Here is a 25,721-nt window from a genome sequence, read left to right as displayed (position 1 = left end):
TCTCCGGTTTCAATGTGCCACCCCGCCAGAAAAACCGTTCTCTTCCAGCGCAGGCATGCCTGCACCGGACCATGAGGACCACTGGAACTGTGCCAGCTCTGCCAGCGACAGTCCCGACCAGGTGCGCAGTCCGGTCTCATCGCGGCAGCTACCCACCACGACATCAAGCTGCACGCTGAGAAAACGTCGAGCGCATCCTGCCAGGTTCAGGAAGTTTTCCCGGCCCCGAGCCACCTGCTCCACGTCGACGAAAAGCACGCCGAAGCGTCGGATTCCGGTGGTGGCGGCAATGTGCTTGATCTTGGCATATTGCGCCATCATTGCATCACGCCGGTGACTGAGGATCAGCAGGAGCCGATCGCCGGCCTGTGCATGCACCCAGCGCGCCATTTCCACCGGATCATCCAGCCAGAAGAGCAGCTCCTCCTCTCCCGGGACATCAGCCTCGCCGGCGTGGGTGTGGCGCAGCCACTGGTGCAGTGCCCTGCGATCCACGACCCGAATGTGTGCATCCTCGGGTCCGGCTGCTGCCGCCATCTGTCCGATGAAGACCCGTGCCTGAGCCTCCGGCACCAGGCACCCCGCCGGGATCAGACGGGATCGTTCGGTCCGGAACAGGCGTCGCAATCCGGCCGCCTGGTCCACGGCTGCGTCAAACATGGGACCCCTCGAACAGGTTGCGCAGTTCGTTGTCGGTCATGGACAAGGCCGGGAAACGGGCCACAGCCTGTCGATCCAGCGCCATTTCCACCAGGCGTCCGAAGTTCACCGCGTGATAGTCTTCGGGCACACGCTGGCCATCCGCATACCCCAGAAGTGGCAGGCGGTGACGCACCAGGGCATCCAGACAGGCCCCCAGTCCCACGGCCTCGTCCACCTTGGACAGCAGCACACCGGCCGTGTCGCGCGCACCGAAGGCGCCCAGCACTTCTTCCAGACTGCCCGACTGTGCCGCAGCGTTCATCACCAGCACGCGCCGCACCTGAGAGACTTCCAGTGCCGAGGTCAGCTGCCCGACACGATCATCGCGCTGACCGATGCCTGCGGTATCGATCAGCACCAGCCGACAACCTTCATGCTCCTTCAGCAGGCGTTGCAGCACCTCACGGTCCTGCGCTACCTGCACCGGCACCCCCAGCATCCGGCCAAAGGCCCGCAGCTGTTCCTGTGCACCAATCCGGTAGACATCCGCCGTGATCAGGGCCAGCGAACGTGGCCCATGACGCAACACATGATGGGCCGCGATCTTGGCAATGCTGGTGGTCTTGCCCACACCGGTGGGACCGATCAGCGCAAACACGCCGCCGGCATCGAAAAGTGTCCGCTCCTCCCCCAGGGCCAGACCTGCCCCCTGGTTCACGCCCGCCAGTGCACGCATCAGCATCTGGCGCAACCATTCGTCGGCCTGCGCGTCGGCATAGTCCGACGGCAGCAGCTCCACCAGGGTACGTGCCAGCATGGGCGAGAAGTGGCAGCCCAGCAGGTTGCGCAGCAGGCGCATCTGGCCCGGTCGCCGACGGGTGGCCTCGAACCAGCCCATGCCCGACGTGGCCCAGGCCTCGCGCGCGTCTTCGGCCGTACCGGCCACCGCCGTATCACCCGGCAGGGACAGCACCGGCCAGTCGGTGGCTGGACCCGCCAGCGTGGAGGACAGCGACAGCGGCGAAGAGGCGCCAAAGCCGGCCAACGCCGCCTCAGCCTGACCCTGCCCTTCCACGGCACCCGCTTCTTCCATCTCGTGCCACAGACGGCGACGACGGCCGATGCCCAACATGCGGCGTGCGGAGTCCACCATCTGCCACAGGCGGGAACGGGGTTGAGTCCGGGCGTGCTCTGCAGCAGCCTGAGCATTCGTGATCGCAGCCTGGGGCTTTGCATCGGCCTGGGAGGCCGGCATGGACGGCGCAGCAACCGTACCGGCAGTCGTGGCCTGCGGGATCCCCGTCACGCTCCCCGGAGCGACACTGCCCAATTCAGAACCGGCTGCCGTCCCCGGCATGACGGCCCCTCCCAGAAAACCGTTCTGGCCAGCGGCCGTCGACGTGCTGCCCGGCATCTGAAGCGCCGAGAGGTCGATGGGGATACCCTGTCGCTGCTGCTGCAGCAATGCAGCGAAGTCGGGCATCGGCGTTTCCGGCGCACTGCTTGCGCTGCCGTCGATCACATCTGTCGTGGAAGATGCCTGCGCACGGTCGTCCGCCAGGTTGCGGGAAGCCGTCTCTGAGCCGGCAGCCTCGCCGGGACGGGCAGTACCAACCGCCTTCTCGGCCTGCTGCTGTTGACGCAGGCGCTGGAACTCCAGCGTGCTGAGTTCGCCTTGTGCTTCAGGCGCCTTGACCTGGGGCAATGGCTCGGCCACCACGGCATCGTTGGCAGCAGCCAGCTTCAGGTCAGCCCCGGCTGCAGACAGGTACTGCGGCAGCGGTGCGTCCCCGGCCATGGCGGCCGCAACAACCTCGGGCGTTTCCAGAGCAGCGGCTGCCGGTGGATTGATCTCGTCGGCATTGGCTGCCACCGGCACAGCCGGGGCCGCGCTCTCTTCCTGCACAGCCGCGCGACGCTTGCGTCCTTTCTTCCGGGGAGCGGACGGTTCTGCCGTGGCGTCAGCTGCAGTCCTTCCGGCAGCTTTCGGTGCGGTCACCGTGGCGGCATCCGGCGCATCCACAGCCGGCCCAGCCTCCTTGACCACGTCCGACGCCGGTGCCGTACTGCTTTTTTCCGTCGAAGCCGGCGTGGGCACGGAGACTTCGGGGGCAGCAACGGCGGCTGCAGGCGTTGCTGCCACAGCGGGGGCCGTCGGCCGCGATTCAACACTGGCGGTACGGTTCTCGGTGCCGTTGGCGGCCGAACGACCAGAGGCGGCCAATGCGTTGATGCTGGCCGAAACCTGCTCCAGAGCGCGGCGACGGCGGGCAGAACGCGCCATCGGCACCACGACCGTCACCTGCACTTCATCACCGACGGCATCGCTGTCCAGGATGTCGACATCGCCACCGAAGCGTGCCTTGGCCTGGGCGATGGCCTCCCGCATGGTGCGGCCACTGAAGGTCATGGTTTTCATCGATTGCTCCCGATCAGTTGACCGATACGGATGGTGTGGGTATCAGGGATTTCGGCGTGTGCCAGCACACGAAGGCGCGGTGCAGCCTTGCGCACCATGGCGGCCACCTGTGGACGGATCCGGTCCGGCACCAGCAGACAGGCCGGCAGGCCCAGCGCTTCCTGCTGCTGGCATATCCGGGCAGCCTCGGTCGCCAGAAAGTCCGCCACCGAAGGATCCAGCGCTCCATTGGAGCCGGGGCCGAACGACTGCATGAGCAGCGATTCCAGTGCAGGGTCCAATGCCGCCACCGACAGGTCGGCGGACGGCCCGAAGATGCCTTGCACGATGGCCGGCGCCAGCGCCACCCGCACTTCGCGGGTGAGCTCGCCCGGATCCTGAATCTTGGCGCCATGCTCGGCCAGCGATTCGACAATGGTCTTGAGGTCGCGGATGTGGACAGACTCTTCCAGCAGGTTCTGCAGCACCTTCTGGAACATCGGAACCGGCACCAGCTTGGGCACCACTTCCTCGACCAGCTTGGGCGAGTACTGCGCCAGGTGATCCAGCAGCTGCTGCACCTCGCCACGACCCAGCAGACGCCAGGCGTAAAGCTGCATCAGGTGGTGCAGGTGCGTGGCCACCACGGTGGAGGCATCCACCACGGTGTAGCCGGCCGCCTGCGCCATGTCCTTTTCCGAAGACTGGATCCAGTAGGCATTCAGTCCGAAGGCCGGATCGCGGGTCTGCATGCCGTTCAGGCGCACGTCGGCATGACCGGGGTCGATGGCCAGCCACATGCCCGGATAGGCCTCACCGGTACCCACCGTCACGCCCTTCAGGCCGATGCGATAGTTGTTCGGACGCAGGTCGAGCTGGTCACGCACGTGAACCGGTGGCGGCAGGAAACCGATTTCCTGGGCAAACTTGCGGCGCACACCCTTGATGCGCATCAGCAGATCACCCCCGTTGGACTTGTCCACCAGCTGGATCAGCTTGTAGCCCACTTCCAGACTCAGGATGTCCACCGGCTGCACGTCCTCCCAGGTGGCGTCGCCGTCGCCAGCCGCAGCCGGCACCACTTCCTCGGCAGATGCCGGCGCCTCCTTCGCCACCACCGACAGCTTGAAGGAGACATAGCCCAGCATGGCAGCCAGCGACAGGAAGGCGATGTGCGGCATGCCCGGGATCACGCCCAGAACGCCCACGATGAGCGCCACCAGACCCAGTGCACGCGGCAGAGAGAACAGCTGGCTGGCAATCTGCTTGCCGATGTCGTCGTTGCCGTCACCCACGCGCGAGACCAGCAGACCGGCAGCCACCGAGATCACCAGCGACGGCACCTGGGCCACCAGCGCATCACCGATGGCCAGCAGCACGTAGTTGTTGGCGGCGGTGGCCAGCGGCAGGCTGTGCTGCACCACCCCGATGATGAGTCCGCCCACCAGGTTGATCACCAGGATCAGGATGCTGGCGATGGCATCCCCCCGCACGAACTTCGACGCACCATCCATCGAACCATAGAAATCGGCCTCGCGGCTCACTTCCTGGCGACGACGGCGTGCCTCGGCCTGATCGATCTGGCCGGCGTTGAGGTCGGCATCGATGGCCATCTGCTTGCCCGGCATGGCATCCAGGGCAAAGCGCGCCGACACCTCGGCAATACGCCCTGCGCCCTTGGTGACCACCATGAAGTTGATCACCGTGAGAATGGCAAACACGATGATGCCCACCGCGTAGTTTCCGCCAATCAGGAAGTTGGCGAAGGCCTCGATCACCTTGCCGGCCGCATCGGTACCGGTGTGGCCATGAAGCAACACGGCACGGGTGGAGGCCACGCTCAGCGAAAGCCGCATCAGCGTCGTCACCAGCAGCACCGTCGGAAACACGGCGAAGTCCAGTGCCTTCACCGTGTACACCGCCACCAGCAGCACCAGCAGCGAGGACGCAATATTGAAGGTGAACAGAAAGTCCAGCACCGGCGCGGGCAACGGCAGCAGCATCATGGCCAGCACCACCACGGCCAGCATCGGCACCGCCAGCGAGGACAATGGCGGCAGCGGCACCTCCTGCCCGGCAATGCGCAGCTGGGTGGGCAGCCGCAGCCAGCCCCTTCCCGGTGCCATGCCCTGGCCGCTGTCCGTCAATGGCGCGCTCATGCGTGTTTACCCTTTTCAGAATGCTTCGGATCCATCTCCGTCGGGACCGGCAGGTCGACCGGCGCCTGCGGCGCCGTCGAACGACCCGGAATCCAGCGCTTGAGCTGGTAGACATAGACCAGCACCTGGGCCACGGCCACGTACAGCGCCTGCGGGATCTCCTGATCCAGCTCCACATGCGCATACAGCGCCCGTGCCAGCGGCGGGGCCGACAGCACCGGAACCCCCGACTCGCGCGCGATGGCCTGAATGCGCATCGCCAGCTCGTCCAGTCCCTTGGCCACGACGCGCGGCGCCCCCCCGGCTGCCTCGTCATAACGGATTGCCACCGCATAATGCGTCGGGTTGACCACCACAATGTCCGCCGATGGGACCGCCGACAGCATCCGCCGACGAGCGGCCTCACGTTGTCGCGAACGTATCTGTCCCTTCAGCTGCGGGTCCCCTTCCGACTCGCGGTGCTCCCGCTTGGCCTCGTCCCGGGTCATTCGCAGGTCGGCCCGGTGGCGGAACCACTGGAACGGCACGTCGAAGAGTGCCAGCGCGAAGAGCAGCAGCATCGAGAGCCCCAGCCCCCCCACCACCAGCGCCATGGCATGGCTCACCGAACCCGCCAGTGACCCATGCGAGAGCGCGGCGAACTCCGGGAAACGGTCCATGGCATACCAGCTGCCGATAGCCCCCAGCAGGCTGGCCAGCAGCGACAGCTTCAGGAACTCGACCAGGTTCCGGAGCGAGAAGATGCGCTTGAGGCCGCTGGCCGGACTGATGCGAGAGATCTTGACCCCCAGCGCCTTGACGCTGAGGTTGAAGCCGCCGGGGATGGTACTGGCGGCAATGGCGGCTGCGCAGACCGACAGCAGGATGGCCAGCGTGCGCCAGCCCAGATCGCCAAAATGCGCCAGCGCCGGTTGCAGCGCATCCAGGAAGTACAGCCGCACCTGGCCGTCGAAGGCGAAGGTGCTGGCCATCAGCCGTCGCATGCCGTCGGCCAGCGACGGGCCCATCAGGGCAAGCGCCCCCATGCCGGCGCCCATCACCAGCAGATGCGCCACATCCCGAGAACGGGGAACGTTACCCTCTTCGCGCGCCTTTCTCAGGCGCTGCTCCGAAGCGGGTAACTGGCGATCTTCCTTGCTGGTCTCGGCCATTGAATGCGGGCTTCATGACGACGATGCCCGCATTATCAGGAAGGGCCAGCCCCTCTCATGCCCGGATAAAGCTGGGAAACCGCGACCGTTTCAGGCCCGCAGCACACCGGCGGCAGGCGCCGCCGGCTGGACGGCAGCCACGGAAAATCAGGGCGCCTTGGCCGGCTGGACAGCGCCCACGGCAGCGGCTTCACGGATGCTCTGCGCTGCGCTCTCCTCGTCGGAGGTCGTCATCTCGGTCCCGCCCAGGATGCGTGCCTGCGCAGCCTCGTTCAGCACCACGATGGCAATGCGCCGGTTCATCGGGTCATTGGGATTGGTCTTGTCCAGCGGAACCACCGCCCCGAGGCCCTGTACCCGCAGGATCTTGTTCGGGTCCATGCCCCCCTGCACCAGCTCGCGCCGCGACGAGTTGGCCCGCTCGGTGGACAGCTCCCAGTTGGAATAGCCACCGGTGGACCCGCCCGCATAGGGGGTCGCATCGGTATGGCCGCTGAGGCTGACGGGATTTTCCACCTCGTTGAGCAGCTTGCCGATGGTGCGCATGAGTTCCCGCATGTTGGGCGAGAGCACCGTGCTCTTGCCCGAGGCAAACAGCGGCTTCTTGCTGGCATCCACGATCTGGATGGACAGACCGTCCACCGTCATCTCCAGGCGGATCTGGTCGCGCAGGGCCTCCAGCGCCGGCACCTGCATGATGGACGCCTCCAGACGCTCCTTCAGCTTCTGCAGTTTCACGTCCTTCTTCGAGTCCTTGCCCTTGGTGATGCCCTTGTTGACCTGGCCGTCCTTGCGCGTCAGGTCGGTGCCGCCACCAGGCACCGGCGCGGTGGCATCGCCGACCCCACTGCCACCGATCAGCGACAGCTTGAGCGGCTGCTGGAAGTACTCGGAGATGCCTTTCAGCGTGTTCTCACTGGCCGAGCTCAGCAGCCACATCAGCAGGAAGAAGGCCATCATCGCCGTCACGAAGTCGGCATAGGCAATCTTCCAGGCGCCACCGTGGTGGCCATGCGCAGCCTTCTTGATCCGCTTGACGACGATCGGCTGGGCTTTCTTGGCGGCAGGACCCGACATGGCTTACGCTCTCTTCTGCTTGACGTGGCCTTCCAGCTCGGCAAACCCGGGCCGTTCAGTGGAATACAGCACCTTGCGACCGAACTCCACGCAGATGGCCGGCGCATAGCCCTGCATGCTGGCCAGCAGCGTCACCTTCACGCACTGCAGCTCCTTGGCCGCCTCGTTCGTCTTCTGCGTCAGCACGTCCGCCAGCGGCCCCACGAAGCCATAGGCCATCAGAATGCCCAGGAAGGTACCCACCAGGGCGTGTGCAATCATCTCGCCCAGGATGGCGGGCGGCTGACCCACCGAACCCATGGTGTGCACCACCCCCATCACCGCCGCCACGATCCCGAAGGCCGGCAGGCCGTCGGCCATCTTCTGGATGGAATGGGCCGGCACCATCGCCTCGTGATGGTGGGTCTCCATTTCATTGTCCATGAGGTTCTCGATCTCCAGCGCGTTGAGGTTGCCGGAGATCATCATCCGCAGATAGTCGGTGACGAACTCGATCAGGTGATGGTCGGCCAGCAGATCCGGGTAGCGCGTGAACAGCGGGCTGCTTTCGGGCTGCTCCACATCGTTCTCGATGGCCATCAGGCCTTCCTTGCGCGCCTTGGACAGGATGTCGTAGAGCATGGCCATCACGGACAGGTAGCGCTCCTTGGTGTATTTGGATCCCTTGAACACCGAGGGAAGCGCCGCCATGCAGGCCTTCAGGTCCTTGCCGGGGTTGGCCACGATGAAGGCGCCGAAGGCTGCGCCACCGATCATCAGCAGTTCCAGCGGCTGGAACAGCGCACTGACGTGGCCGCCCGCCATCGCATAACCGCCAATGACGGACGCGACCACGACGATGTATCCGATGATGACAAACATGTTGTGTATCCCTTGACTGGTTCACACCGGGCATGGGCCCGGGGCTCCCCTCCTTATCGGTCGATACCCGGCATTCTTGAGCATCGCCCTGCCCTGCGGCACCCATGACGGTCAGACGGACACCCAGCGGGAACGGGCGTCAGGTCGGGCACCTGTCAGGGACAGTGGATATATCCAGGGAAACACTTTCAGGCTCGATCCATGGTCAAACTCCCCAAGGCCAAGGAAACGCCCATGAAAAAAGGCATTCATCAGGATCCCGAAAGATCCGTCCGAATGCCCAAAAATGCTTCGCATGTTCCGGGCTGGCGCGCCTTGCCCTTCCTGCAGCGATCCGAACCCTCGGATCGCTGCAGACGGAATGGAGGTGGCCAGCCAGCCGGAGTTCAGTCCGACCTGTCAGTGGATTGCACCCGCCTTGCGTGCCTTGCCCGCACGGGCCGGCGGCTCACACAATCCGCATACGAAGCGGTCTTCCAGCTCATAAGGATGGTTGATGAACTGGCCCTTGCAGCGCCGACACTGCATGGCCGTCACCAGGCCGCTGTCGATGAAGCGCACCAGTCGCCAGGCGCGGGTGAGACTGAGCATGGGTTCCACCCCATAGCTCTTCACTTCAGCGGTATACAGCTCATACGCCTTGACGATCGCGTCCGAGTCATCGATGGGCGCGCTTTTCATCAGATACGTGTGAATGTTGTAGAACAGGGATGCGTGGATGTTGGGCTGCCACGTCATGAACCAGTCGGTCGAGAACGGCAACTGCCCCTTGGAAGGCGACTTGCCCGCCACTTCCTTGTACAGCTTCAGAAGCCGCTCATAAGGCAGGTTCGTTTCCGACTGCAGCATCTGCAGCCGTGCCCCCAGCTCGATCATCCGGATCGCCTTGACGATCTGGCGACTGTCTTCCAGAAGGCTACGCGCGCTCATCGAGCGTCTCCTCGAATCGACCCGAACGCAGGATGGCAGCATGCAGGCGCGACGCACTGCGCTCGCCCCCCTCTTCCTGCACACCTTCACCGTGGTCAGCCAGCAGCGACCACAGCATGGCGTCATCGAAGCGGAAGCGGCACAGCAGCATGTTGCCCTGGGCAATGCGCATCATCTGCGCCGGCGACAACTGGTCAAGCAGATCGGCCACCTCTTCGGACAACCCCAGACGGTAAAGCGCCTGAACCCGATCCGTCCGGATCAGCGATTGTGCAAGGATCAGATAGGAAAGGTTCGTCTCTCTGATCTCTGCAAGGATTCGATCTTCGTTCATACCTGCTCTTTCCTGAATGTCGGCGTTTCAGAAGTGGCTGGGTGGCTGCGCACCCGGCATGGAGCAGACTATGAACCCGGGCCCGGGCCATCGCCCACCGCAGGCCGACCAGCGGAACGAGCGGCTCCCGACCCGTTCGGGCCACATCCGGACAGACAAAAACGCCACCAAGCGCACTCATCGGGCGCGGCTGTCCGTTGGCCCCGGCTGCCCGATGCAAGCCTGCCACAGCCCAGGACGATCGGCACGAGTCGTCGCATGAATGGCTGCCCGGCCACCCACGGAGCAAGAGTGTCCGGCAAGCAACAGGGCGTTGCAGCCTGCCGACAGCCACAGAAAGAAGGAGACACGGTCATTCTGACCAGCCCTCACCCCACCCGAAGCACCGAAAAGCGGGACTTCATGCCGGACACAACACCCAAAGCGACACACGCGAGCACACGGACCGGCGTGCAAAAACGCACACGGCTCTCCCGGCTGCGGATCGACGGTTTCCTTCGGGGTTCGAACGGCCTGTTTTGGTCTTAAAGCAACACTTTTCGGGGTCGATATTCATGGCAACGGGAACGCTTCCCGCCGTCCAAACCGAATGCGGGAAAAGGACAAACCCTCTCCTCACCTCATGGAGTCTGAATCATGGCAGTCATCAACACCAACATCATGTCGCTCAACGCTCAGCGCAACCTGAGCGCCACGCAAAGCGCCTTGGCCACCTCGGTCCAGCGCCTGTCCACTGGCCTGCGCGTCAACAGCGCCAAGGATGACGCCGCCGGCCTGGCCATCGCCGAGCGCATGAACACCCAGGTGCGCGGCATGAACGTCGCCATCCGCAACGCCAACGACGCCATCTCCCTGTCCCAGACCGCCGAAGGCGCCCTGTCCAAGATCAACGACATGGGTCAGCGCATGCGTGAGCTGGCTGTGCAGTCGGCCAACGCCACCAACAGCGACTCCGACCGCAAGAACCTGGACGCCGAGTACCAGGCGCTGGCCGAAGAGATCAAGCGCAACCTGGCCGGCGCCGCCTTCAACGGCACCAAGCTGTTTGCTGCGGCCGCTGCCCTGACCTTCCAGGTGGGTGCCAACGCTGCCAGCACCGACCAGATCACGATCAATACCGAGAACCTGGTTGGCGAAAACAAGATTACCGCCGTGATCGGCAACAATGCCAAACCCGAAGGCATCGCCACCGCAACCACGGCCAGCGCGGCCCTGGGCAAACTGGACGAGATGCTGTCGCTGGTCAACTCCAAGCGCGCCGAGTTCGGTGCCACGCAGAACCGCTTCGAGGCCGTCATCCAGACCCTGCAGGTCAGCGCCGAGAACCAGACTGCTGCCCGCAGCCGGATCATGGACGCCGACTTCGCCTCCGAGACCGCCAGCCTGACCCGCTCGCAGGTTCTGCAGCAGGCCGGTACCGCGATGCTGTCGCAGGCCAACTCCCTGCCCAACAACGTGCTGTCGCTGCTGCGCTGATCGACAAGGCACCCAGGCGGCTCCGGCCGCCTGCCCTTCCCCGGCCGGGAAGCCCTTCATCGGGTTTCCCGGCCGGTTTCAGTTTCACGGTCGGTTTCATCATGACGCTGCATCGGCATCCATCACGCACCGATGCCCCAGCGTGATCAAACCGGTATGGCTGGCCCCCGCCTGGCATCCAGTCCGCCCTTGAGTCCCTCCCACCACAGGCCATGCCCGATCAGAGGCGGTCCTGAAAGCATGACCGGCTGCCTCTCCTCTTAAAGCGCTGCCAGCGACGGTCGATATTCATGGCAACGGGAACGTTTCCCGCCGTCCGAGCCGAAACAGAGCGGGAACAGGACAACCAACCCACTGCATACACAAGGGAGCAGCACCATGGCACAGATCATCAACACCAACATCATGTCGCTCAATGCTCAGCGCAACCTGAGCGCCACCCAAAGCGCCCTGGCCACCTCGGTCCAGCGTCTGTCCACCGGCCTGCGTGTCAACAGCGCCAAGGATGACGCGGCTGGCCTGGCCATCGCCGAGCGGATGAACACCCAGGTGCGCGGCATGAACGTCGCCATCCGCAACGCCAACGACGCCATCTCCCTGTCGCAGACCGCCGAAGGCTCGCTGTCCAAGATCAACGACATGGGCCAGCGCATGCGTGAACTGGCCGTGCAGTCGGCCAACGCCACCAACAGCGATTCCGACCGCCAGAACCTGGATGCCGAGTACCAGGCCCTGGCCGAAGAGATCAAGCGCAACCTGGCGGGCGCCGCCTTCAACGGCACCAAGCTGTTCGCCACCGCTGCCGCCCTGACCTTCCAGGTGGGTGCCAACGCTGCCACCACCGACCAGATCACGATCAACACCGAAAACCTGGCAGGTGATGCCAAGTTCACCGCCGTCATCGGCAACAACGCGAAGCCGGACGGTATCGCCACCGTCACCGCGGCCAGCGCAGCCCTGGGCAAGCTGGACGACATGCTGGCACTGGTCAACGCCAAGCGTGCCGAGTTCGGTGCCACGCAGAACCGCTTCGAGGCCGTCATCCAGACCCTGCAGGTCAGCGCCGAGAACCAGACCGCTGCCCGCAGCCGGATCATGGACGCCGACTTCGCCTCCGAAACCGCTGCCCTGACCCGTGCGCAGGTCCTGCAGCAGGCCGGCACCTCGATGCTGTCGCAGGCCAACTCCCTGCCCAACAACGTGCTGTCGCTGCTGCGCTGATCGACAAGGCACCCAGGCGGCTCCGGCCGCCTGCCCTTCCCCGGCCGGGAAGCCCTTCATCGGGTTTCCCGGCCGTTTTCAGTTTCACGGTCGGTTTCATCATGACGCTGCACCGGCATCCATCACACGCCAATGTCCAGCATCAGTCATGACGGCATGTTGCCCCCAACCTGGCATCCAGTCCGTCCCGAGCCATACAAACACCCCAGAGGCCAGGCCCGATCGGAGGCGGCCCTGAAAGCATGACCGGCTGTCTCCCTTCTTAAAGCACCCCGTACACAGGTCGATATTCATGGCAACGGGAACGTTTCCCGCCGTCCGAACCTGAACAGAGCGGGAAAAGGACAACCAACCTTCTGCAAACAAGGGAGCAGAACCATGGCACAGATCATCAACACCAACATCATGTCGCTCAACGCTCAGCGCAACCTGAGCGCCACCCAAAGCGCCCTGGCCACCTCGGTCCAGCGTCTGTCCACCGGCCTGCGTGTCAACAGCGCCAAGGATGACGCGGCTGGCCTGGCCATCGCCGAGCGGATGAACACCCAGGTGCGCGGCATGAACGTCGCCATCCGCAACGCCAACGACGCCATCTCCCTGTCGCAGACCGCCGAAGGCTCGCTGTCCAAGATCAACGACATGGGCCAGCGCATGCGTGAACTGGCCGTGCAGTCGGCCAACGCCACCAACAGCGACTCCGACCGCAAGAACCTGGATGCCGAGTACCAGGCCCTGGCTCAGGAAATCAAGCGTAACCTGGCGGGCGCCGCCTTCAACGGCACCAAGCTGTTCGCCACCGCTGCCGCCCTGACCTTCCAGGTGGGTGCCAACGCTGCCACCACCGACCAGATCACGATCAACACCGAAAACCTGACGGGCGAGAACAGCATCGTCGAAGTGATCGGTGCCGCCAACGCCAACGCGGCCAGTATCGGTACCGCAGCCGGCGCCAGCGCCGCTCTGGGCAAGCTGGACACGATGCTGGCTACGGTCAACGCCAAGCGTGCCGAGTTCGGCGCAATCCAGAACCGCTTCGAGGCCGTCATCCAGACCCTGCAGGTCAGCGCCGAGAACCAGACCGCTGCCCGCAGCCGGATCATGGACGCCGACTTCGCCTCCGAAACCGCTGCCCTGACCCGTGCGCAGGTCCTGCAGCAGGCCGGCACTTCGATGCTGTCGCAGGCCAACTCCCTGCCCAACAACGTGCTGTCGCTGCTGCGCTGATCGACAAGACCCTCAGGCGGCTTCGGCCGCCTTCCCTTCCCCGGCCGGGAAGCCCCTCATCGGGCTTTCCGGCCGGCGGCGTTTTAGCCCGGGTTTTACCCAGCTTTTCCAAAAGCCGCTCCGACCGACGGGCATGGCCCCTGCCCCGCCGGTCGGCATGGGGCTTATGAAGGCTGTTCCGGCGCCGATATGATGAGCATCGAAAACCGTCAATGACCTACTGGAGGTCCCTATGGCTGGAAAGATCACGGCAATGGGCGGCTCCCTCGATGTCAACAGCATCGTTTCGCAGCTGATGAACGTCGAGCGTGCGCCGCTGGCCAAGCTGCAGAAGGAACAGGCCGGCATCAACACCAAGCTCTCGGCCTGGGGCACGGTGAAGTCTGCGCTTTCCGAGCTGCAGACGGCCGCAGAAAAGCTGATCAAGCAGGACACTTGGAACGCCACCACGGCCAGCAGCAGCAACGAGGACCAGGTTCAGGCAACGGGCGGCAACAGCAAGGGTGGCGCCACGGGCAACCATTCGCTGGTGGTGAAGCAGCTGGCGCAGAGCCAGACGGTGACAACCCGCAGCTTTGCCAACGCCGATGCTGTGGTGGGCGGTGGCACGCTGCGCATCCAGATGGGCACCGTGAACGAGGACGGCACGAGCTTCACGGCTGACGGCGAGCGCAAGGCACTGGAGATCACGATTCCCGAGAACGCGACCGTCAAGGACATCCGCGACATCATCAACCGCAGCAACAGCGGCGTGAGCGCCAACCTGATCAACGACGGCAACGGCGTGCGTCTGATGCTGACCGGCTCGCAGAGCGGTGCAAAGAACGCCTTCGAGATCTCGGCCGCGGGCAACGGGCTGGATGCCCTGAACGTCTCGGCCACCGCCCAGGCCGGTGCCAACGGCAGCCAGCGCACCCAGGTGGCGCACGATGCGAAGATGCAGCTCAATGGTCTGGACGTGAGCTCGGCATCCAACAAGGTCACCGACATGATCGAGGGGGTGACCTTCAACCTGAAGAAGGCCGACAACGCGCCGGTGAACATCACGGTGGAGACCAACAAGGAAAGCCTGAAGGAAGATGTCGAGAACTTCGTGAAGGCCTACAACAAGGTCAACAGCCTGATTGCCGAGCAGACGAAGTATGACCCTGCCACCAAGAAGGCCGGTACCCTGCAGGGCAATGGCACGCTGGTCCGGATCCAGCAGCAGGTTCGCAGCCTGGTTCGTGCCCAGGATGACGGCAGCGGCCTGGCCAGCGCCGGCTTCGAGCTGGATCGCAACGGCGCTCTCAGCATCAAGGACGCCAAGCTGAAGGACCTGCTGAACAACCCCGAGAAGATGCGCACCGTGTTTGCCGGCGCGCAGAAGGCTTCGGGTGCAGCTTCCGCAGGCGGTGCAGGTGCCACGGGTGCTGCAGGTGCAGCGGCTTCGCCGGGCGCAGGCACGGGCACCATGAGCGCTGCCACGGCCGCCCTGCTCTCGGGCTCTGCCGGCAGCGGATCCGGCGTGGCCGGGATGCTCAGCGCCCGTCTGAAGGAGATCCTGGATGACGATGGCAGCCTGAGCGGCACCACCAAGGCCCTGCGTCGAAGCCTGGACGCCAGCACGTCGCGCGCCGACCGCCTCAACGAACAGCTGGAACGCACCGAAGAGCGCCTGCTGAAGCAGTACGCAGCGCTGGACAAGAACATCAGCAACATCACGAACTCGTTCTCGTCGATCGCATCGCTGCTGCGCTGATCATGCGCATCACACGCGGCCGACGCATCGGCCGCGTCACGGAAATGCCCCTGTTCCAGGGCGTCATCACCGGCACCATGCCCGGACGGGAAGGTTTTGATGACGACGCCCTTGCCAGGGGCATTCGTGTTTGCAGCTCTTTCAGGTGGCGGGCAGGAATAGCGGCACCAAAGCCATCCACTTCGGCTGGCATCTAAAGTCCGGCGTCCATGCGTCGATAAGAAGGGGTAGACACCGCCGGACCTGACGACCGGCTATCGCCGACGGATGGCAGCATGATGTCCTCTCGTCACGCGACGCCTCGTCGAAACCTTGACCGGCTTCTGCCCTCTTCCCAGGAAAGCCCATGTTTGCTCGCATGCACCGACCGTCTGCCGCCGCCTACCACGCCGTGGAAATCGAGAGCGCCGTACACCACACTGACCCGCACCGTCTGGTGGAGATGCTGTTCGATGGCGCCGTGACCGCCGTGATGAAGGCCGGCATGGCCTTGAAGCAGGGCAATTTCGCAGCCAAGGGGGAATCCACCTCGAAGGCCATCCGAATCATCGACGAAGGCCTGAAAGCCTCGCTGGACCCTTCGGTGGGCAGCATTTCCACCAATCTGGGCATGCTGTACGACTACATGACGCAGACGCTGCTGCAGGCCAACCTGCACAACGAGCTGGAGAAGTATGAGGAAGTGGAGCGCCTACTGAAGGATCTGCGTGATGCCTGGCAGGCGATCCGCCCGCAGGTGGTGAAATCGCCGCTTTACGCCTGAGCGGGTGACGACATGACGACCGACATCGCATCCGACATTGTGCTGCCCCCCCAGTACGGGCAGGCCCTGCAGCTCGCCGAGGCCATGCTGGGTGCAGCACGGGATGGCGACTGGGACGAGGTCCGGCGGCTTCGCGGCTCGTTGCCCCGGATGGCCCGGGACCTGGAAATCGCCTGGCAGGAACTGCGGTCCGTGTATCCGGACGCCTGTGCCCTGCTGGAGGGGAAGCGGGCGAGAATGATCCGCGAAATCCTGCGCGTGGATGAACAGATCCGCCAGCTGGGCACCCCGGCCTACCGTCGCATGCTGCCCTGGCTGGCTACCCGCCCGATGGTGCGTCCCGCCTCCCCCGAACCCTGCGTGTCCCGAGTGTGATCATGAATACGCCGAACCAACAACCAGGTACCCACCACGGCCTCGTGCCGGGTTTCCTGCCCATGTCCCCGCAGGATGGCCTGGACCAGTTCCGGGTGTCCGGCACCATGGCGGTACGTTCGCTGCTGCGCGAGCTGCAGGGCGCCCGCGAGCATGTGGTGCTCTATGCCCACGCCGATGATGAGCTGCACCTGGTCACGCGCATCGAGGGGCTGGAGGCCAACGACTTCCGGCTGGGCTTCCCGGGTGATGAAGAGTCTCTGGAAGCACTGCTGGAAGCTCGCAGCCTAACCCTGGTGGGTCTGACCAACGCCGTGAAGATCCAGCTGGACATCCCGGCCGTATCGCTGCGCGAGGACGAGGGACGACGGCAGCTGATTGCCGCCATCCCCTCCCATGGGTGGCGCATCCAGCGCCGCGAGGCCTTCCGCGTGGAGCCACCTGCTGCCGACGGTGCCGAAGTGGCCGTACGGGTGGTGGGACACCGCGAGGCGCGCGGTCGGCTGCATGACATCTCGGCGGGTGGACTGTGCTTCCAGTGGCCAGCCGGCCACGACCTGCCTCAGGTGGGGCAGCCGCTGCTGCATTGCCGCATCGAACGCTTCCGGGCCTCTCCCCTGCCCTGCGATCTGAAGGTGATCCGCATCGCCCCTTCCGAACGGGGTGACGGCATGCTGGTGAGCTGCCGGTTCCAGTCCCTGCCCGAAAGCGTGGGCCGTCAGGTCCAGGTGTACGTGATGGATGTGGAGCGCCGGATGCGCAGTGCACGGCTAGATGCCTGAAACAGATCAGCCTGATGGATTCGAAAGGCCCCGGGAGGCATCGCCTCGCCGGGGCCTTGTCGTTTCATCAGACCTGCATGCCCATGATGTCCGAGTAGGCCTGCACCAGGCGGTTGCGCACCGTCACGGCCGACTGGAAGCCGATCTGGGCCTTCTGCATGGCCAGCATCGTGCTCTCCAGTGTTGCACCGGCGTCACCCACCTCGAAGGCGCGCTGCTGTTTGTCTGCAACGTTCTGGGCGCTGCTGACACTGCGCAGCGCATCCATCAGCAGGCTGCCGAACGAGCCGCTGGCTGCACCCTCCACCTGGCCAGCCATCATGCCGGCGCCCAGCCTTTCCATGCCTCCCGGACGGGCGGCAGCCGCAGCCGCATCGGCGGCAGCTTTCAGGGCAGAACCGGGAAATTCCACTTGCATATCCCTTCTCCATCAGTCGGCAAACCATTTGCCGGTTGCCGTCATCGTACCCGCGTGACCCCGGCGTCTTCGGCGAAATAGCAGGTATCCAGCCCGGTATTTGGCGAATTTCCATGGCGTGCACTGCCGAATAATGTGCCGCATGAGCACATCCAATCCTGCCATGGCCACGAACACTCTGCCTGCATCCGTCAGCCCCTTCGCCCAGATGCCTGCCGCCACCAAGATCAAGGCCGGTGCGGGTGTGATTGCCCTGGGCGCCGTTGCCGTCTCGGCATGGCTCTGGTCCCAGCAGCCGGACTGGAAGGTGCTCTACAACAACCTGCCTGACCGGGAAGGTGGTGCAGTCATCGCCCAGCTGGTGCAGATGAACGTGCCCTACAAGTACACCGAAGGGGGCGGTGCCATCATGGTGCCCGCCAACATGGTCAACGACGCCCGGCTTCGTCTGGCTGCCCAGGGACTGCCCGCCAGCGACACCACTGGCTACGAGCTGCTGGAGAAGCAGCGCTTCGGAACGACGCAGTTCCAGGAACGTCTGAACTTCCAGCGGGGTCTGGAAGGCGAACTGGCCCGCTCGATCCAGTCGCTGGCTGCCGTGAAGCAGGCGCGCGTCCATCTGGCCATGCCGGTCCAGAGCGGCTTCCTGCGCGAACAGCAGAAGCCTTCGGCCTCGGTGATGCTGACGCTCTACCCCGGCCGCACGCTGGAGCGTGGACAGGTGCAGGGCATCCTGGCGCTGGTGGCCTCGTCGGTGCCCGACATGAGCCCGAAACAGGTTTCGGTCGTGGACCAGTACGGAAAGCTGCTGTCGGACCTGGACGGTGACGGTAGCGAGATGAACACGGCGCAGATCAATTACCGCAACCGGATCGAGAGCACGCTGACCCGCCGCATCGACGACCTGCTGGCGCCGATCGTGGGTGACGGCAACATCCGGGCCCAGGTGGCCGCCGACATCGACTTCACGCAGAGCGAAGCCACGGCCGAAACCTACGCACCGAACCAGAACCCGGGTGCCGCCGCCATGCGCAGCCAGCAGACGATGGCCAGCCGTGACGGCTCGGGCGCGAGCGATGCCGCCGGCGGCGTTCCGGGCGCCCTGTCCAACCAGCCCCCTGCCACCGTGTCGGCCCCCATCAACGGGGCGGCACAGGCTACGCGGGCGGCTGGCAGCGCATCGTCTGCCGATGGCGGCACCGGCGTTTCCACCCGGCAGGAATCGGTCACCAATTACGAGGTGGACCGCACGGTGAAGGTGACTCGCAACCAGACAGGCACCATCCGTCGCCTGTCGGTGGCCGTGCTGGTGAACCAGAAGCAGACTAAGGGCGACGACGGCAAGGAGGTCTCCACCCCGCTGACCCCGCTGGAGATGCAGAGCATCGAGGCACTGGTGAAGCAGGCCGTGGGCTTCTCGGCCGAGCGTGGCGATTCGGTGCAGGTGGTCAACGCTGCCTTCACCAAGCGTCCCGAAGTGGTCGACCCCGAAGTGCCGCTCTGGAAGGACCCCGAGACCGTTTCGCTTGCCAAGGATCTGGGCAAGCAGTTCGGCTTCGTGCTGCTGGCGCTCATCATCCTGATGATGTTCATCCGCCCTGCCCTGCAGGCGATGAAGAAGCCCGCACCGGCCGCCGGCAACAACCTGGACGCAAAAGTCGACGAGCAGCTGGAACTGCCCAGCCCTGAAGGGAGCACCAAGGGCGGCGTCCAGCGTCTTGAAGTCAATCCCGAACAAGGGATGGGCATGACGATTGCGCAACACAACGCCCTTCAACTGGCCCGCACCGACCCGACGGCAGTCGCCACCGTGGTCCGCAACTGGGTCAATGGCACCAACCCGGACAATCCAGCATGAGTGGTTTCGATGAAGCCGGCACCCGTGATGCCGCCGTACTGCTGCTCGCCCTGGGCGAGGAAACGGCAGCCGAAGTCTTCAAGCACCTGACACCGAAGGAGGTACAGGGACTGGGCGAAGTGATGGCCCGGACCCAGTACACGACCAAGGACCATATCGAGCAGGTTCTGGAACGTTTTCATCAGCAGGCCTCGAAGCAGAGCACGCTGGTGCATGATCCCAACGCCTACGTGCGCGGCGTGCTGAAACGTGCGCTGGGCGACGACAAGGCCGGCATGCTGATCGACCGCATCGTGCAGGGCAGCGACGTCTCGGGCATCGAGAGTCTGCGCTGGATGGATGCGGCCTCGGTGGCCGAGCTGATCCGCCATGAGCACCCGCAGATCATCGCCTCCATCCTGGTGCACCTGGAGCGTGACCATGCTTCCAGCATCCTGCAGCAGCTGTCGGCCGAGACCCGTTCGGACGTGATGCTGCGCATTGCCACGCTGGACAGCATCCAGCCCAGTGCGCTGAAGGAACTCAACGAGGTGCTGTCGCGCGTGCTGACCGGTGGCGACAAGGTCAAGCGCCCTCGCCTGGGTGGCAGCAAGGCAGCCGCCGAGATCCTGAACTTCCTGGGCGGTGGCGAAGAGGCCACGCTGCTGGAGACGCTGCGCGCCGAGAACGCCGAGCTGGCGCAGGAGATCGAGGATCTGATGTTCACCTTCGACGACCTGCTGAGTCTGGACGACCGCGCCGTGCAGACGGTGCTGCGCGAGGTGCAGAACGATCAGCTGATCATCGCGCTGAAGGGTGCCGAGCCCGCACTGCGCGAGAAGATCTTCAAGAACATGAGCTCGCGCGCGGCCGAGTCGCTGAAGGAAGACCTGGAGTCGCGCGGTCCGGTGCGACTGTCCGAGGTGGAGGCCCAGCAGAAGGAGATCCTGAAGACCGTGAAGCGCCTGGCCGACGAAGGCACCATCGTGGTGAGCAGCGGAGGCGCCGATGCGCTGGTCTGATTCCCTGACCCCTGCCTCGCCCCGCCCTGCCCGCATCAGTCGGCAGGATGCCTGGCAGCCAATGGCGGTCATGTCCTTCGACGACCCCGCCACGCACAAGAGCCCGGCGCAACGGGCCGAGGAAGCCGCACGCCAGGCCGAACAGGAACTGACGCGCCAGCTGGAGGCCTCGTGGCAGAGCGGCCATCAGGCCGGTCTGGCCGAAGCCACCGAGCGGCAGCGCCAGGAAGAGGCGCAGCACGGCATGACGGTTCGCGCCCGTGCCGGTTCGCTGCTGGCCGACTTTTCGTCCGGACTGGATGCGCTGAAGGAAGGGCTGGCCCACGAGGTGATGACCCTGGCCATGCAGCTGGCCGAACGCATCGCCTGCGAACAGATCCGGATCTCGAAGGACGCTCTGGCTCCGGTACTGGCCGAATCGATGAAGCATATCAGCGAACGGTACCGCCACCTGGAAGCAAGCGTGCATCCGGACGATGTGGAGACCGCACAACAGTGGTTTGCCGCCAATCACCCGGAAATCGCCGTCAAGGTGCTGGCATCTGGCAAGTTGGCGCGCGGCGGCTGCACACTGGCCGCAGGCAGTACCCGGGTGGACAGTCAGCTGGAAACCCGCGTGGCCCGGACCTTTGCCGCCCTGGGCCTGGATGATGAACGAAACGGTGCGCGCCGGGAAAACGCCCGTGCCGATGACGCATCCCCTGCCCGACCGACGGAACCGTCTCCCATGGACGGAACCGCTTCCGAATCCCTTATGGCCGATGCCGTGGACACTCATGTCGAGGAAGCTGCCCTGCCCGCGCAGGATGCTGCCCCGATCGTGTCCGCGACCGGCTGAACCTTTCTGCCATGCGCCTTGCCGACCAGCTTTCTGCCTTCCTGGGCAATTGCCAGCAACTGGCTGCCCATGTGGACCCGGTGGCCACCGAAGGCCGCCTGGTGAAGGTATCGGGCATGCTGGTCGAAGCCGCCGGCATTGCACTGCCCGTGGGCGCCCTGTGCCTGCTGAAGCAGCCCGACGGCCATGCCGTCGAGGCCGAGGTGGTGGGCTTCGGTCATGGCCACGTCTTCCTGATGCCTTCGGGCGACACGAGCGGGCTTTCTCCCGAGACGCGCGTCTGTCCGCTGGAGCCGGCCGTGGTCACCCCCACCCTGGCCCGCGCCAGCCATCCGTGGCGGCGCCAGTCCGACCGGATGCGTCATCTGCCGATCGGACATGGCCTTCTGGGCCGCGTGGTGGACGCCGATGGCCGGCCGATGGACCGTTTCGGCCCGCTGCGCAACGTGGAAAGCCGCCCCATTCACGGCCGAGCCATCAACGCGATGGACCGCGAGCCGATCCGTGAGGCCCTGGATACCGGGGTACGGGCGATCAACGGCCTTCTGACCATCGGTCGTGGCCAGCGCATCGGCCTGTTTGCCGGCGCCGGTCTGGGCAAGAGCGTGCTGCTGGGCATGATGGCCCGCTATACCAACGCCGACGTGATCGTGGTGGGTCTGGTGGGTGAGCGCGGCCGCGAGATCAAGGAATTCCTGGAAGACATCCTGGGCGAAGAGGATCGCCATCGTGCCGTGATCGTGGCCGCCCCTTCCGATCTGCCGCCGATTGCACGGATGCAGGGGGCGCACTACGCCACCGCCATTGCCGAGTACTTCCGCGACCAGGACATGAACGTTTTGCTGCTGATGGACTCGCTGACCCGCTACGCCATGGCGGCGCGGGAAATTGCACTGTCCATCGGCGAATCCCCGGCCACCAAGGGCTATCCGCCCTCGGTGTTCGCCCGCCTTCCGGCCCTGCTGGAACGCACCGGCATGGGCGCACGCGGCCAGGGCTCGATCACCGCCTTCTACACCGTGCTGGCTGAAGGCGATGATCAGAACGACCCGGTAGCCGATTCAAGCCGTTCCTTCCTGGACGGGCATATCGTGCTTTCCCGGGAGCTGGCCGATGCCGGCCATTACCCGGCCATCGACATCGAGAAATCGATTTCGCGGGTGATGTCGGCCGTGACCCCTGCCGAGCAGCAGCAGCTGGCCCGGCAACTGAAATCCCTGTGGTCGGCCTACCGGCGCAGCCGCGAGCTGATCACCATTGGCGCCTATACCGAGGGCAGTGACGCACGCATTGACCGGGCCATCGAGCTGATGCCCATGATCGAGGCGTTCCTGTGCCAGGAGGTGCACGATCCGAGCAGCCTGCAGGCATCCGTGAACGCGATGCGCGATCTGCTGGCCTCTTCCCCGAACAGAACAACTGAAACCGAATCTGCATGAAACCCGCCCTGGAACTGGCCGTCGAGAACTATCAGCGCCTGCGTGACGAAGCCGCAGCCGCCATGGCACACGCACAGAAGGAACTGTCGTCGCTGCGCAATACGCTGGCCACGCTGGAAAGCTATCGCAGCACGCTGCAGGACCGTCGCCGCGAGACGGACGACAAGAGTCATTCCGCCACGTCGCTGCAACTGGACACGCACCTGGCTGGCCGCATCGACAGTGCCGTCAAGCAGCAGGAACGCTTCATCGAGCAGGCCATGCGGCGTGCCGAACTGAAGCGCCTTGCACTTCTGGATTGCCAGAAGCGCCTGAAGGCCGTGGAAACCATCCTGAAGCAGCGTGCCGAGCAACAGGCCGCTGCCGCGTCGCGCCGTGAACGTCTGGAAGCCGACGAACAGGCCGCCATCCGTTATCTGAACCAGTCCAGCCTTCCGGACATCGGTACGACCCGGATTCCGGTTCCGCTGGATCAGGAAGAGCTCTACATCGCATGAAGACCGAATCCTCTCTGGGCACCCGCTCGCCGGTTTCCTCCGGAAAGTCGGTGCTGGAACAACTGAGCGCATCCAGGACGCCCGCCAAGGCGGGCCGGGATGCCGCATCGTCGCTGTCCTTCCGGACGCTGATGGCCGATATCCGGCCTGGCGGATTCGAGGAGATGACGCAGCGCATGGCCGAACGACGTGCCGAGCAGCAGCGCCTGGAGAAGGAACGCCAGCGCGAGCGGCCGCGTGCCGAGGATCTGCACGGCAGCGCCCAGGTCATGCAACGCCCTGCTGCCGAGCCCCAGCGTTCTCGCCAGGCCGACGAGATGCGCCAGGCCGAGCGCGTGACCAAGGCTTCGCGCCAGGCGGAACGTGCCACGACGACCCGCAGCCGTGATGCTGACAATGCATCGGCACGCGACGCATCGACCACGGAGGCACGTCCGGCATCTGCCCGTGCAGAGGAAGCCCGTCCTGCCGACCCTTCGGCCACACAGGCAGCCCCCCGGACGGCAGCTTCGGAATCCGGGTCGACCAGCGCCCCGGGTGATAAGGTGGATGCCGACAGCACGGCTGCCACAGCCACGGCCAACCAGACGACTGCCGCATCCGATGCTACAGCAGCGGGTTCTGCTTCTGCACAGGCGGCGAAAACCGTTGACCGCCAGACATCCTCGGGCAGCAGCAAGCCTGCAGAGCTGGCTGCCGCTGATGTACCTGCAAAATCGTCGAGCGCAGCATCCCCGGATGATGCACTGGCTGATCAGGTACGCCAGGGTGCCCAGGTACAGATGGAGGCCTCTCCAGTCAGCGAGACCGAACTGCAGCAGCTGGCCCGCCAGATGGGACTGGATGAATCCGCCACCCAGGACGCGAACGCACCGACCGACGCACAGGGCACATCTGCCGACACAGCCGCGGTCGCGAAGGAGATCACGGCCGATACCAACGAGAACCCGCTCGCAGGCGGCGAAGGAACAGCCACAGTGCACCCCACCATGGCCATGGCTCCCTCGCGGCGTGCACAGGCAGCATCGGCCAGTGCGACTCAACCCGCACAGGATGGACGCGTGGCGGCCGCAGGACGCCCGAGCACGCCTGCCCTGCCCCAGACCAGCTCGGCATCCGATGCTGCGTCTGCGTCTCGTCCGGCCACCACGGACACAAGTCCCACGCCGCTGCCGACGGCGGCTGTGGCGACGGGACGAGCAGAAGGTGGTTCGTTCAGCCTGGGCATGGCAATGCCCACGTCGGGCGCCCATTCTCCGGTTCGCACGGACGGCAGCCCGCTGCTGTCCAGCCGCATCGAGAGTCCGATACACAGTGCCGAGTTCAAGGAACAGTTCGCCCGCCAGGTGGCCGGCGTGGTCGTGCAGGGACAGGACCGCGCCGAGATCCGTCTGACGCCGGCCGAGCTGGGACCGATCCGGATCCGGGTGTCGCTGAACGCCGAAGATGCAGCGCTGGACATCTCTGCTGCACACGCTGCCACACGTGCCGCTATCGAATCGTCGATGTCGACGCTGAAGCAGATGCTGGCCGATCACGGCCTGCGTCTGTCCGACTACCGGATGGATCAGGGCAACAATGCGGCCTTCCTGTCGCAGCAGCGCCAGTCCGGCCAGGAGAACGGGGCAGGAATGCAACAGTCCGGCACCGCCTTCGGTCAGAACGGGGGTCAATCCGGCGGCCAGCAGGCCGATGGCGGCTCCGACACGGGGCGGGTCGGCCGCACGATGGGCAGTCGCCCGACGGCGGTTTCCGGCAGCACCAGTGGTGGCGCCCGTGTGGGCAATACCCCATCGAACGGCCGTCTCGACCTGTTTGCATGAAGCACCTGGGCCGACACACGACGGCGGTGATCCCGCCGTCGGTCGGCCCATGAGTACAAAGGGGGTTCAACGCCCCTTCTTGGCCGATCGGAACGCCCCGCAGACATGGAGAATATCGGCATCTCTCCTGAATCAACTGGATTTATCTCATGTCAGGCAATACGAGCGAGAAAGCCGAAGAAGGCAAGAAGAAAGGTGGCAAGGGCCTGTTGATCGGCATCCTGGCCGTGGTGCTGGCGGGCGGCGGTGGTGCGGGATGGTTCTTCCTGAAGCCCCCGCATGATCCCGATGCCGAGAAACTGGCGCTGTACAAGCCCTCGCCCGAGCCGGTGTTCGTGACACTGGAGCCATTCACGGTGAACCTGGCCGATGAAGGCGGTGACCGCATGGCTCAGGTGGCCGTGGTCCTTCAGATGCAGAACGCCTACGCCGAGAGTGAACTGAAGAAGGTGATGCCGGTGGTACGCAGCAAGCTTCTGAAGCTGCTGTCATCGCAGAAATCCGAGCAGCTGCTGACCGAGAAGGGCAAGGAAGCCTTGGCCGAGGCCATCAAGCAGCGCACCATCGAGGCCATTCATTGGGACAAGTCCTCTGCCCCTGCCCAGGGTGCAGAGCACAAGGATGCTGCTGCGGCAGCACCGGCAGGCAAGCCGCTGATCATGGTTCCTGACTCGGTGGTTGCCGTGCATTTCAACCAGATGCTGGTGCAGTGA

At 64.9% G+C, this 25,721-nt stretch carries 23 protein-coding genes; 14 read left to right on the top strand and 9 right to left on the bottom strand.

Translation table 11 applies throughout. The annotated features are described in order from the left end of the window. Positions 1–9 precede the first annotated feature (9 nt). The 8 genes from EL249_RS06805 to flhD all read right to left on the bottom strand — a co-directional run bounded on the left by EL249_RS06805 (position 10) and on the right by flhD (position 9,552). Positions 10–660 carry a P-loop NTPase family protein gene (locus tag EL249_RS06805; RefSeq protein WP_005673527.1) on the bottom strand — a complete coding sequence of 217 codons (651 nt, stop codon included), beginning with the start codon at positions 658–660 and terminating at the stop codon, positions 10–12. Then, positions 653–3,061 (bottom strand): GTP-binding signal recognition particle, encoded by a 2,409-nt coding sequence (locus EL249_RS06800; RefSeq protein WP_005673528.1) that lies wholly within the window; start codon positions 3,059–3,061, stop codon positions 653–655. The genes EL249_RS06805 and EL249_RS06800 overlap by 8 nt, the downstream gene beginning before the upstream one ends. After that, positions 3,058–5,199, bottom strand: a complete 2,142-nt coding sequence (gene flhA / locus EL249_RS06795; RefSeq protein ID WP_005673529.1) for a flagellar biosynthesis protein FlhA — start codon at positions 5,197–5,199, stop codon at positions 3,058–3,060. The genes EL249_RS06800 and flhA overlap by 4 nt, the downstream gene beginning before the upstream one ends. Continuing rightward, the gene (flhB, locus tag EL249_RS06790) at positions 5,196–6,350 is read right to left on the bottom strand and encodes a flagellar biosynthesis protein FlhB (protein ID WP_005673530.1); all 1,155 of its coding nucleotides are present in this window, start codon (positions 6,348–6,350) and stop codon (positions 5,196–5,198) included. Before flhB ends, flhA begins: the two co-directional genes overlap by 4 nt. Before the next feature lie 147 nt (positions 6,351–6,497). Continuing rightward, entirely contained in the window at positions 6,498–7,427 is a 930-nt protein-coding gene (motB, locus tag EL249_RS06785) for a flagellar motor protein MotB (protein WP_005673532.1), read from the bottom strand. A 3-nt stretch (positions 7,428–7,430) separates the two neighbouring features. Next, the gene (gene motA, locus EL249_RS06780; RefSeq protein ID WP_005673533.1) at positions 7,431–8,288 is read right to left on the bottom strand and encodes a flagellar motor stator protein MotA; all 858 of its coding nucleotides are present in this window, start codon (positions 8,286–8,288) and stop codon (positions 7,431–7,433) included. A 399-nt stretch (positions 8,289–8,687) separates the two neighbouring features. Beyond that, positions 8,688–9,218, bottom strand: a complete 531-nt coding sequence (gene flhC, locus EL249_RS06775) for a flagellar transcriptional regulator FlhC (protein ID WP_005673535.1) — start codon at positions 9,216–9,218, stop codon at positions 8,688–8,690. Further along, on the bottom strand, positions 9,205–9,552 hold the full coding sequence (gene flhD / locus EL249_RS06770) for a flagellar transcriptional regulator FlhD (protein WP_005673536.1): 348 nt from the start codon (positions 9,550–9,552) through the stop codon (positions 9,205–9,207). The genes flhC and flhD overlap by 14 nt, the downstream gene beginning before the upstream one ends. Before the next feature lie 636 nt (positions 9,553–10,188). Here flhD and EL249_RS06765 point away from each other — a divergent pair. The 7 genes from EL249_RS06765 (at position 10,189) to EL249_RS06735 (ending at position 17,134) form a co-directional block, all read left to right on the top strand. Beyond that, a complete protein-coding gene (locus EL249_RS06765; protein ID WP_005673538.1) occupies positions 10,189–11,028 on the top strand; it encodes a flagellin N-terminal helical domain-containing protein in 840 nt (279 codons plus the stop codon). Between the two features lie 378 nt (positions 11,029–11,406). Further along, positions 11,407–12,249: a flagellin N-terminal helical domain-containing protein gene (locus EL249_RS06760; protein ID WP_126348123.1), complete on the top strand. Its 843-nt coding sequence runs from the start codon at positions 11,407–11,409 to the stop codon at positions 12,247–12,249. A 378-nt stretch (positions 12,250–12,627) separates the two neighbouring features. Continuing rightward, positions 12,628–13,473, top strand: coding sequence for a flagellin N-terminal helical domain-containing protein (locus EL249_RS06755; RefSeq protein ID WP_126348122.1), 846 nt, complete (start codon positions 12,628–12,630; stop codon positions 13,471–13,473). A gap of 253 nt (positions 13,474–13,726) precedes the next feature. Further along, the gene (gene fliD, locus EL249_RS06750) at positions 13,727–15,214 is read left to right on the top strand and encodes a flagellar filament capping protein FliD (protein WP_050781874.1); all 1,488 of its coding nucleotides are present in this window, start codon (positions 13,727–13,729) and stop codon (positions 15,212–15,214) included. A gap of 346 nt (positions 15,215–15,560) precedes the next feature. Then, positions 15,561–15,977 (top strand): flagellar export chaperone FliS, encoded by a 417-nt coding sequence (fliS, locus tag EL249_RS06745; RefSeq protein ID WP_005673542.1) that lies wholly within the window; start codon positions 15,561–15,563, stop codon positions 15,975–15,977. A 12-nt stretch (positions 15,978–15,989) separates the two neighbouring features. After that, positions 15,990–16,352: a flagellar protein FliT gene (gene fliT / locus EL249_RS06740; RefSeq protein ID WP_005673543.1), complete on the top strand. Its 363-nt coding sequence runs from the start codon at positions 15,990–15,992 to the stop codon at positions 16,350–16,352. 2 nt (positions 16,353–16,354) lie between these two features. Further along, a complete protein-coding gene (locus EL249_RS06735) occupies positions 16,355–17,134 on the top strand; it encodes a flagellar brake protein (protein WP_083799491.1) in 780 nt (259 codons plus the stop codon). A gap of 67 nt (positions 17,135–17,201) precedes the next feature. Here the strand turns inward: EL249_RS06735 and fliE are convergent, their stop codons facing one another. After that, positions 17,202–17,552 (bottom strand): flagellar hook-basal body complex protein FliE, encoded by a 351-nt coding sequence (fliE, locus tag EL249_RS06730; protein ID WP_005673545.1) that lies wholly within the window; start codon positions 17,550–17,552, stop codon positions 17,202–17,204. A gap of 142 nt (positions 17,553–17,694) precedes the next feature. Here fliE and fliF point away from each other — a divergent pair, with 142 nt between their 5' ends. From fliF to EL249_RS06695, 7 genes are all read left to right on the top strand, one after another. Then, positions 17,695–19,410, top strand: a complete 1,716-nt coding sequence (fliF, locus tag EL249_RS06725; protein ID WP_040529872.1) for a flagellar basal-body MS-ring/collar protein FliF — start codon at positions 17,695–17,697, stop codon at positions 19,408–19,410. Then, entirely contained in the window at positions 19,407–20,411 is a 1,005-nt protein-coding gene (gene fliG, locus EL249_RS06720; protein ID WP_005673547.1) for a flagellar motor switch protein FliG, read from the top strand. The genes fliF and fliG overlap by 4 nt, the downstream gene beginning before the upstream one ends. Continuing rightward, positions 20,398–21,249 (top strand): FliH/SctL family protein, encoded by an 852-nt coding sequence (locus tag EL249_RS06715; protein WP_083799492.1) that lies wholly within the window; start codon positions 20,398–20,400, stop codon positions 21,247–21,249. The genes fliG and EL249_RS06715 overlap by 14 nt, the downstream gene beginning before the upstream one ends. Before the next feature lie 11 nt (positions 21,250–21,260). Then, a complete protein-coding gene (locus EL249_RS06710) occupies positions 21,261–22,688 on the top strand; it encodes a FliI/YscN family ATPase (protein ID WP_005673549.1) in 1,428 nt (475 codons plus the stop codon). Continuing rightward, positions 22,685–23,185 (top strand): flagellar export protein FliJ, encoded by a 501-nt coding sequence (locus tag EL249_RS06705; RefSeq protein ID WP_005673550.1) that lies wholly within the window; start codon positions 22,685–22,687, stop codon positions 23,183–23,185. The genes EL249_RS06710 and EL249_RS06705 overlap by 4 nt, the downstream gene beginning before the upstream one ends. Further along, the gene (locus EL249_RS06700; RefSeq protein ID WP_005673551.1) at positions 23,182–25,008 is read left to right on the top strand and encodes a flagellar hook-length control protein FliK; all 1,827 of its coding nucleotides are present in this window, start codon (positions 23,182–23,184) and stop codon (positions 25,006–25,008) included. Before EL249_RS06705 ends, EL249_RS06700 begins: the two co-directional genes overlap by 4 nt. Positions 25,009–25,157: 149 nt before the next feature. Next, positions 25,158–25,721 carry a flagellar basal body-associated FliL family protein gene (locus tag EL249_RS06695; RefSeq protein ID WP_005673552.1) on the top strand — a complete coding sequence of 188 codons (564 nt, stop codon included), beginning with the start codon at positions 25,158–25,160 and terminating at the stop codon, positions 25,719–25,721.

Origin of the sequence: Lautropia mirabilis (assembly GCF_900637555.1) — a bacterium.
In the GTDB taxonomy this organism is placed as follows: domain Bacteria; phylum Pseudomonadota; class Gammaproteobacteria; order Burkholderiales; family Burkholderiaceae_E; genus Lautropia; species Lautropia mirabilis.
Note: the sequence above shows the minus strand (reverse complement) of the source record. Positions and strands in the feature narration are given on the sequence as shown.

Bases quoted from the DNA above. Each gene is read 5' to 3' on its own strand.
- flhC (WP_005673535.1), bottom strand. From the start codon at position 9,218: ATGAGCGCGCGTAGCCTTCTGGAAGACAGTCGCCAGATCGTCAAGGCG.
- EL249_RS06735 (WP_083799491.1), top strand. From the start codon at position 16,355: ATGAATACGCCGAACCAACAACCAGGTACCCACCACGGCCTCGTGCCG.
- flhD (WP_005673536.1), bottom strand. From the start codon at position 9,552: ATGAACGAAGATCGAATCCTTGCAGAGATCAGAGAGACGAACCTTTCC.
- EL249_RS06705 (WP_005673550.1), top strand. From the start codon at position 22,685: ATGAAACCCGCCCTGGAACTGGCCGTCGAGAACTATCAGCGCCTGCGT.
- EL249_RS06695 (WP_005673552.1), top strand. From the start codon at position 25,158: ATGTCAGGCAATACGAGCGAGAAAGCCGAAGAAGGCAAGAAGAAAGGT.
- fliS (WP_005673542.1), top strand. From the start codon at position 15,561: ATGTTTGCTCGCATGCACCGACCGTCTGCCGCCGCCTACCACGCCGTG.
- EL249_RS06800 (WP_005673528.1), bottom strand. From the start codon at position 3,061: ATGAAAACCATGACCTTCAGTGGCCGCACCATGCGGGAGGCCATCGCC.
- EL249_RS06715 (WP_083799492.1), top strand. From the start codon at position 20,398: ATGCGCTGGTCTGATTCCCTGACCCCTGCCTCGCCCCGCCCTGCCCGC.
- EL249_RS06760 (WP_126348123.1), top strand. From the start codon at position 11,407: ATGGCACAGATCATCAACACCAACATCATGTCGCTCAATGCTCAGCGC.
- fliT (WP_005673543.1), top strand. From the start codon at position 15,990: ATGACGACCGACATCGCATCCGACATTGTGCTGCCCCCCCAGTACGGG.
- flhB (WP_005673530.1), bottom strand. From the start codon at position 6,350: ATGGCCGAGACCAGCAAGGAAGATCGCCAGTTACCCGCTTCGGAGCAG.
- fliE (WP_005673545.1), bottom strand. From the start codon at position 17,552: ATGCAAGTGGAATTTCCCGGTTCTGCCCTGAAAGCTGCCGCCGATGCG.
- motB (WP_005673532.1), bottom strand. From the start codon at position 7,427: ATGTCGGGTCCTGCCGCCAAGAAAGCCCAGCCGATCGTCGTCAAGCGG.
- EL249_RS06755 (WP_126348122.1), top strand. From the start codon at position 12,628: ATGGCACAGATCATCAACACCAACATCATGTCGCTCAACGCTCAGCGC.
- fliF (WP_040529872.1), top strand. From the start codon at position 17,695: ATGAGCACATCCAATCCTGCCATGGCCACGAACACTCTGCCTGCATCC.
- EL249_RS06765 (WP_005673538.1), top strand. From the start codon at position 10,189: ATGGCAGTCATCAACACCAACATCATGTCGCTCAACGCTCAGCGCAAC.
- flhA (WP_005673529.1), bottom strand. From the start codon at position 5,199: ATGAGCGCGCCATTGACGGACAGCGGCCAGGGCATGGCACCGGGAAGG.
- EL249_RS06700 (WP_005673551.1), top strand. From the start codon at position 23,182: ATGAAGACCGAATCCTCTCTGGGCACCCGCTCGCCGGTTTCCTCCGGA.
- fliG (WP_005673547.1), top strand. From the start codon at position 19,407: ATGAGTGGTTTCGATGAAGCCGGCACCCGTGATGCCGCCGTACTGCTG.
- fliD (WP_050781874.1), top strand. From the start codon at position 13,727: ATGGGCGGCTCCCTCGATGTCAACAGCATCGTTTCGCAGCTGATGAAC.
- motA (WP_005673533.1), bottom strand. From the start codon at position 8,288: ATGTTTGTCATCATCGGATACATCGTCGTGGTCGCGTCCGTCATTGGC.
- EL249_RS06805 (WP_005673527.1), bottom strand. From the start codon at position 660: ATGTTTGACGCAGCCGTGGACCAGGCGGCCGGATTGCGACGCCTGTTC.
- EL249_RS06710 (WP_005673549.1), top strand. From the start codon at position 21,261: ATGCGCCTTGCCGACCAGCTTTCTGCCTTCCTGGGCAATTGCCAGCAA.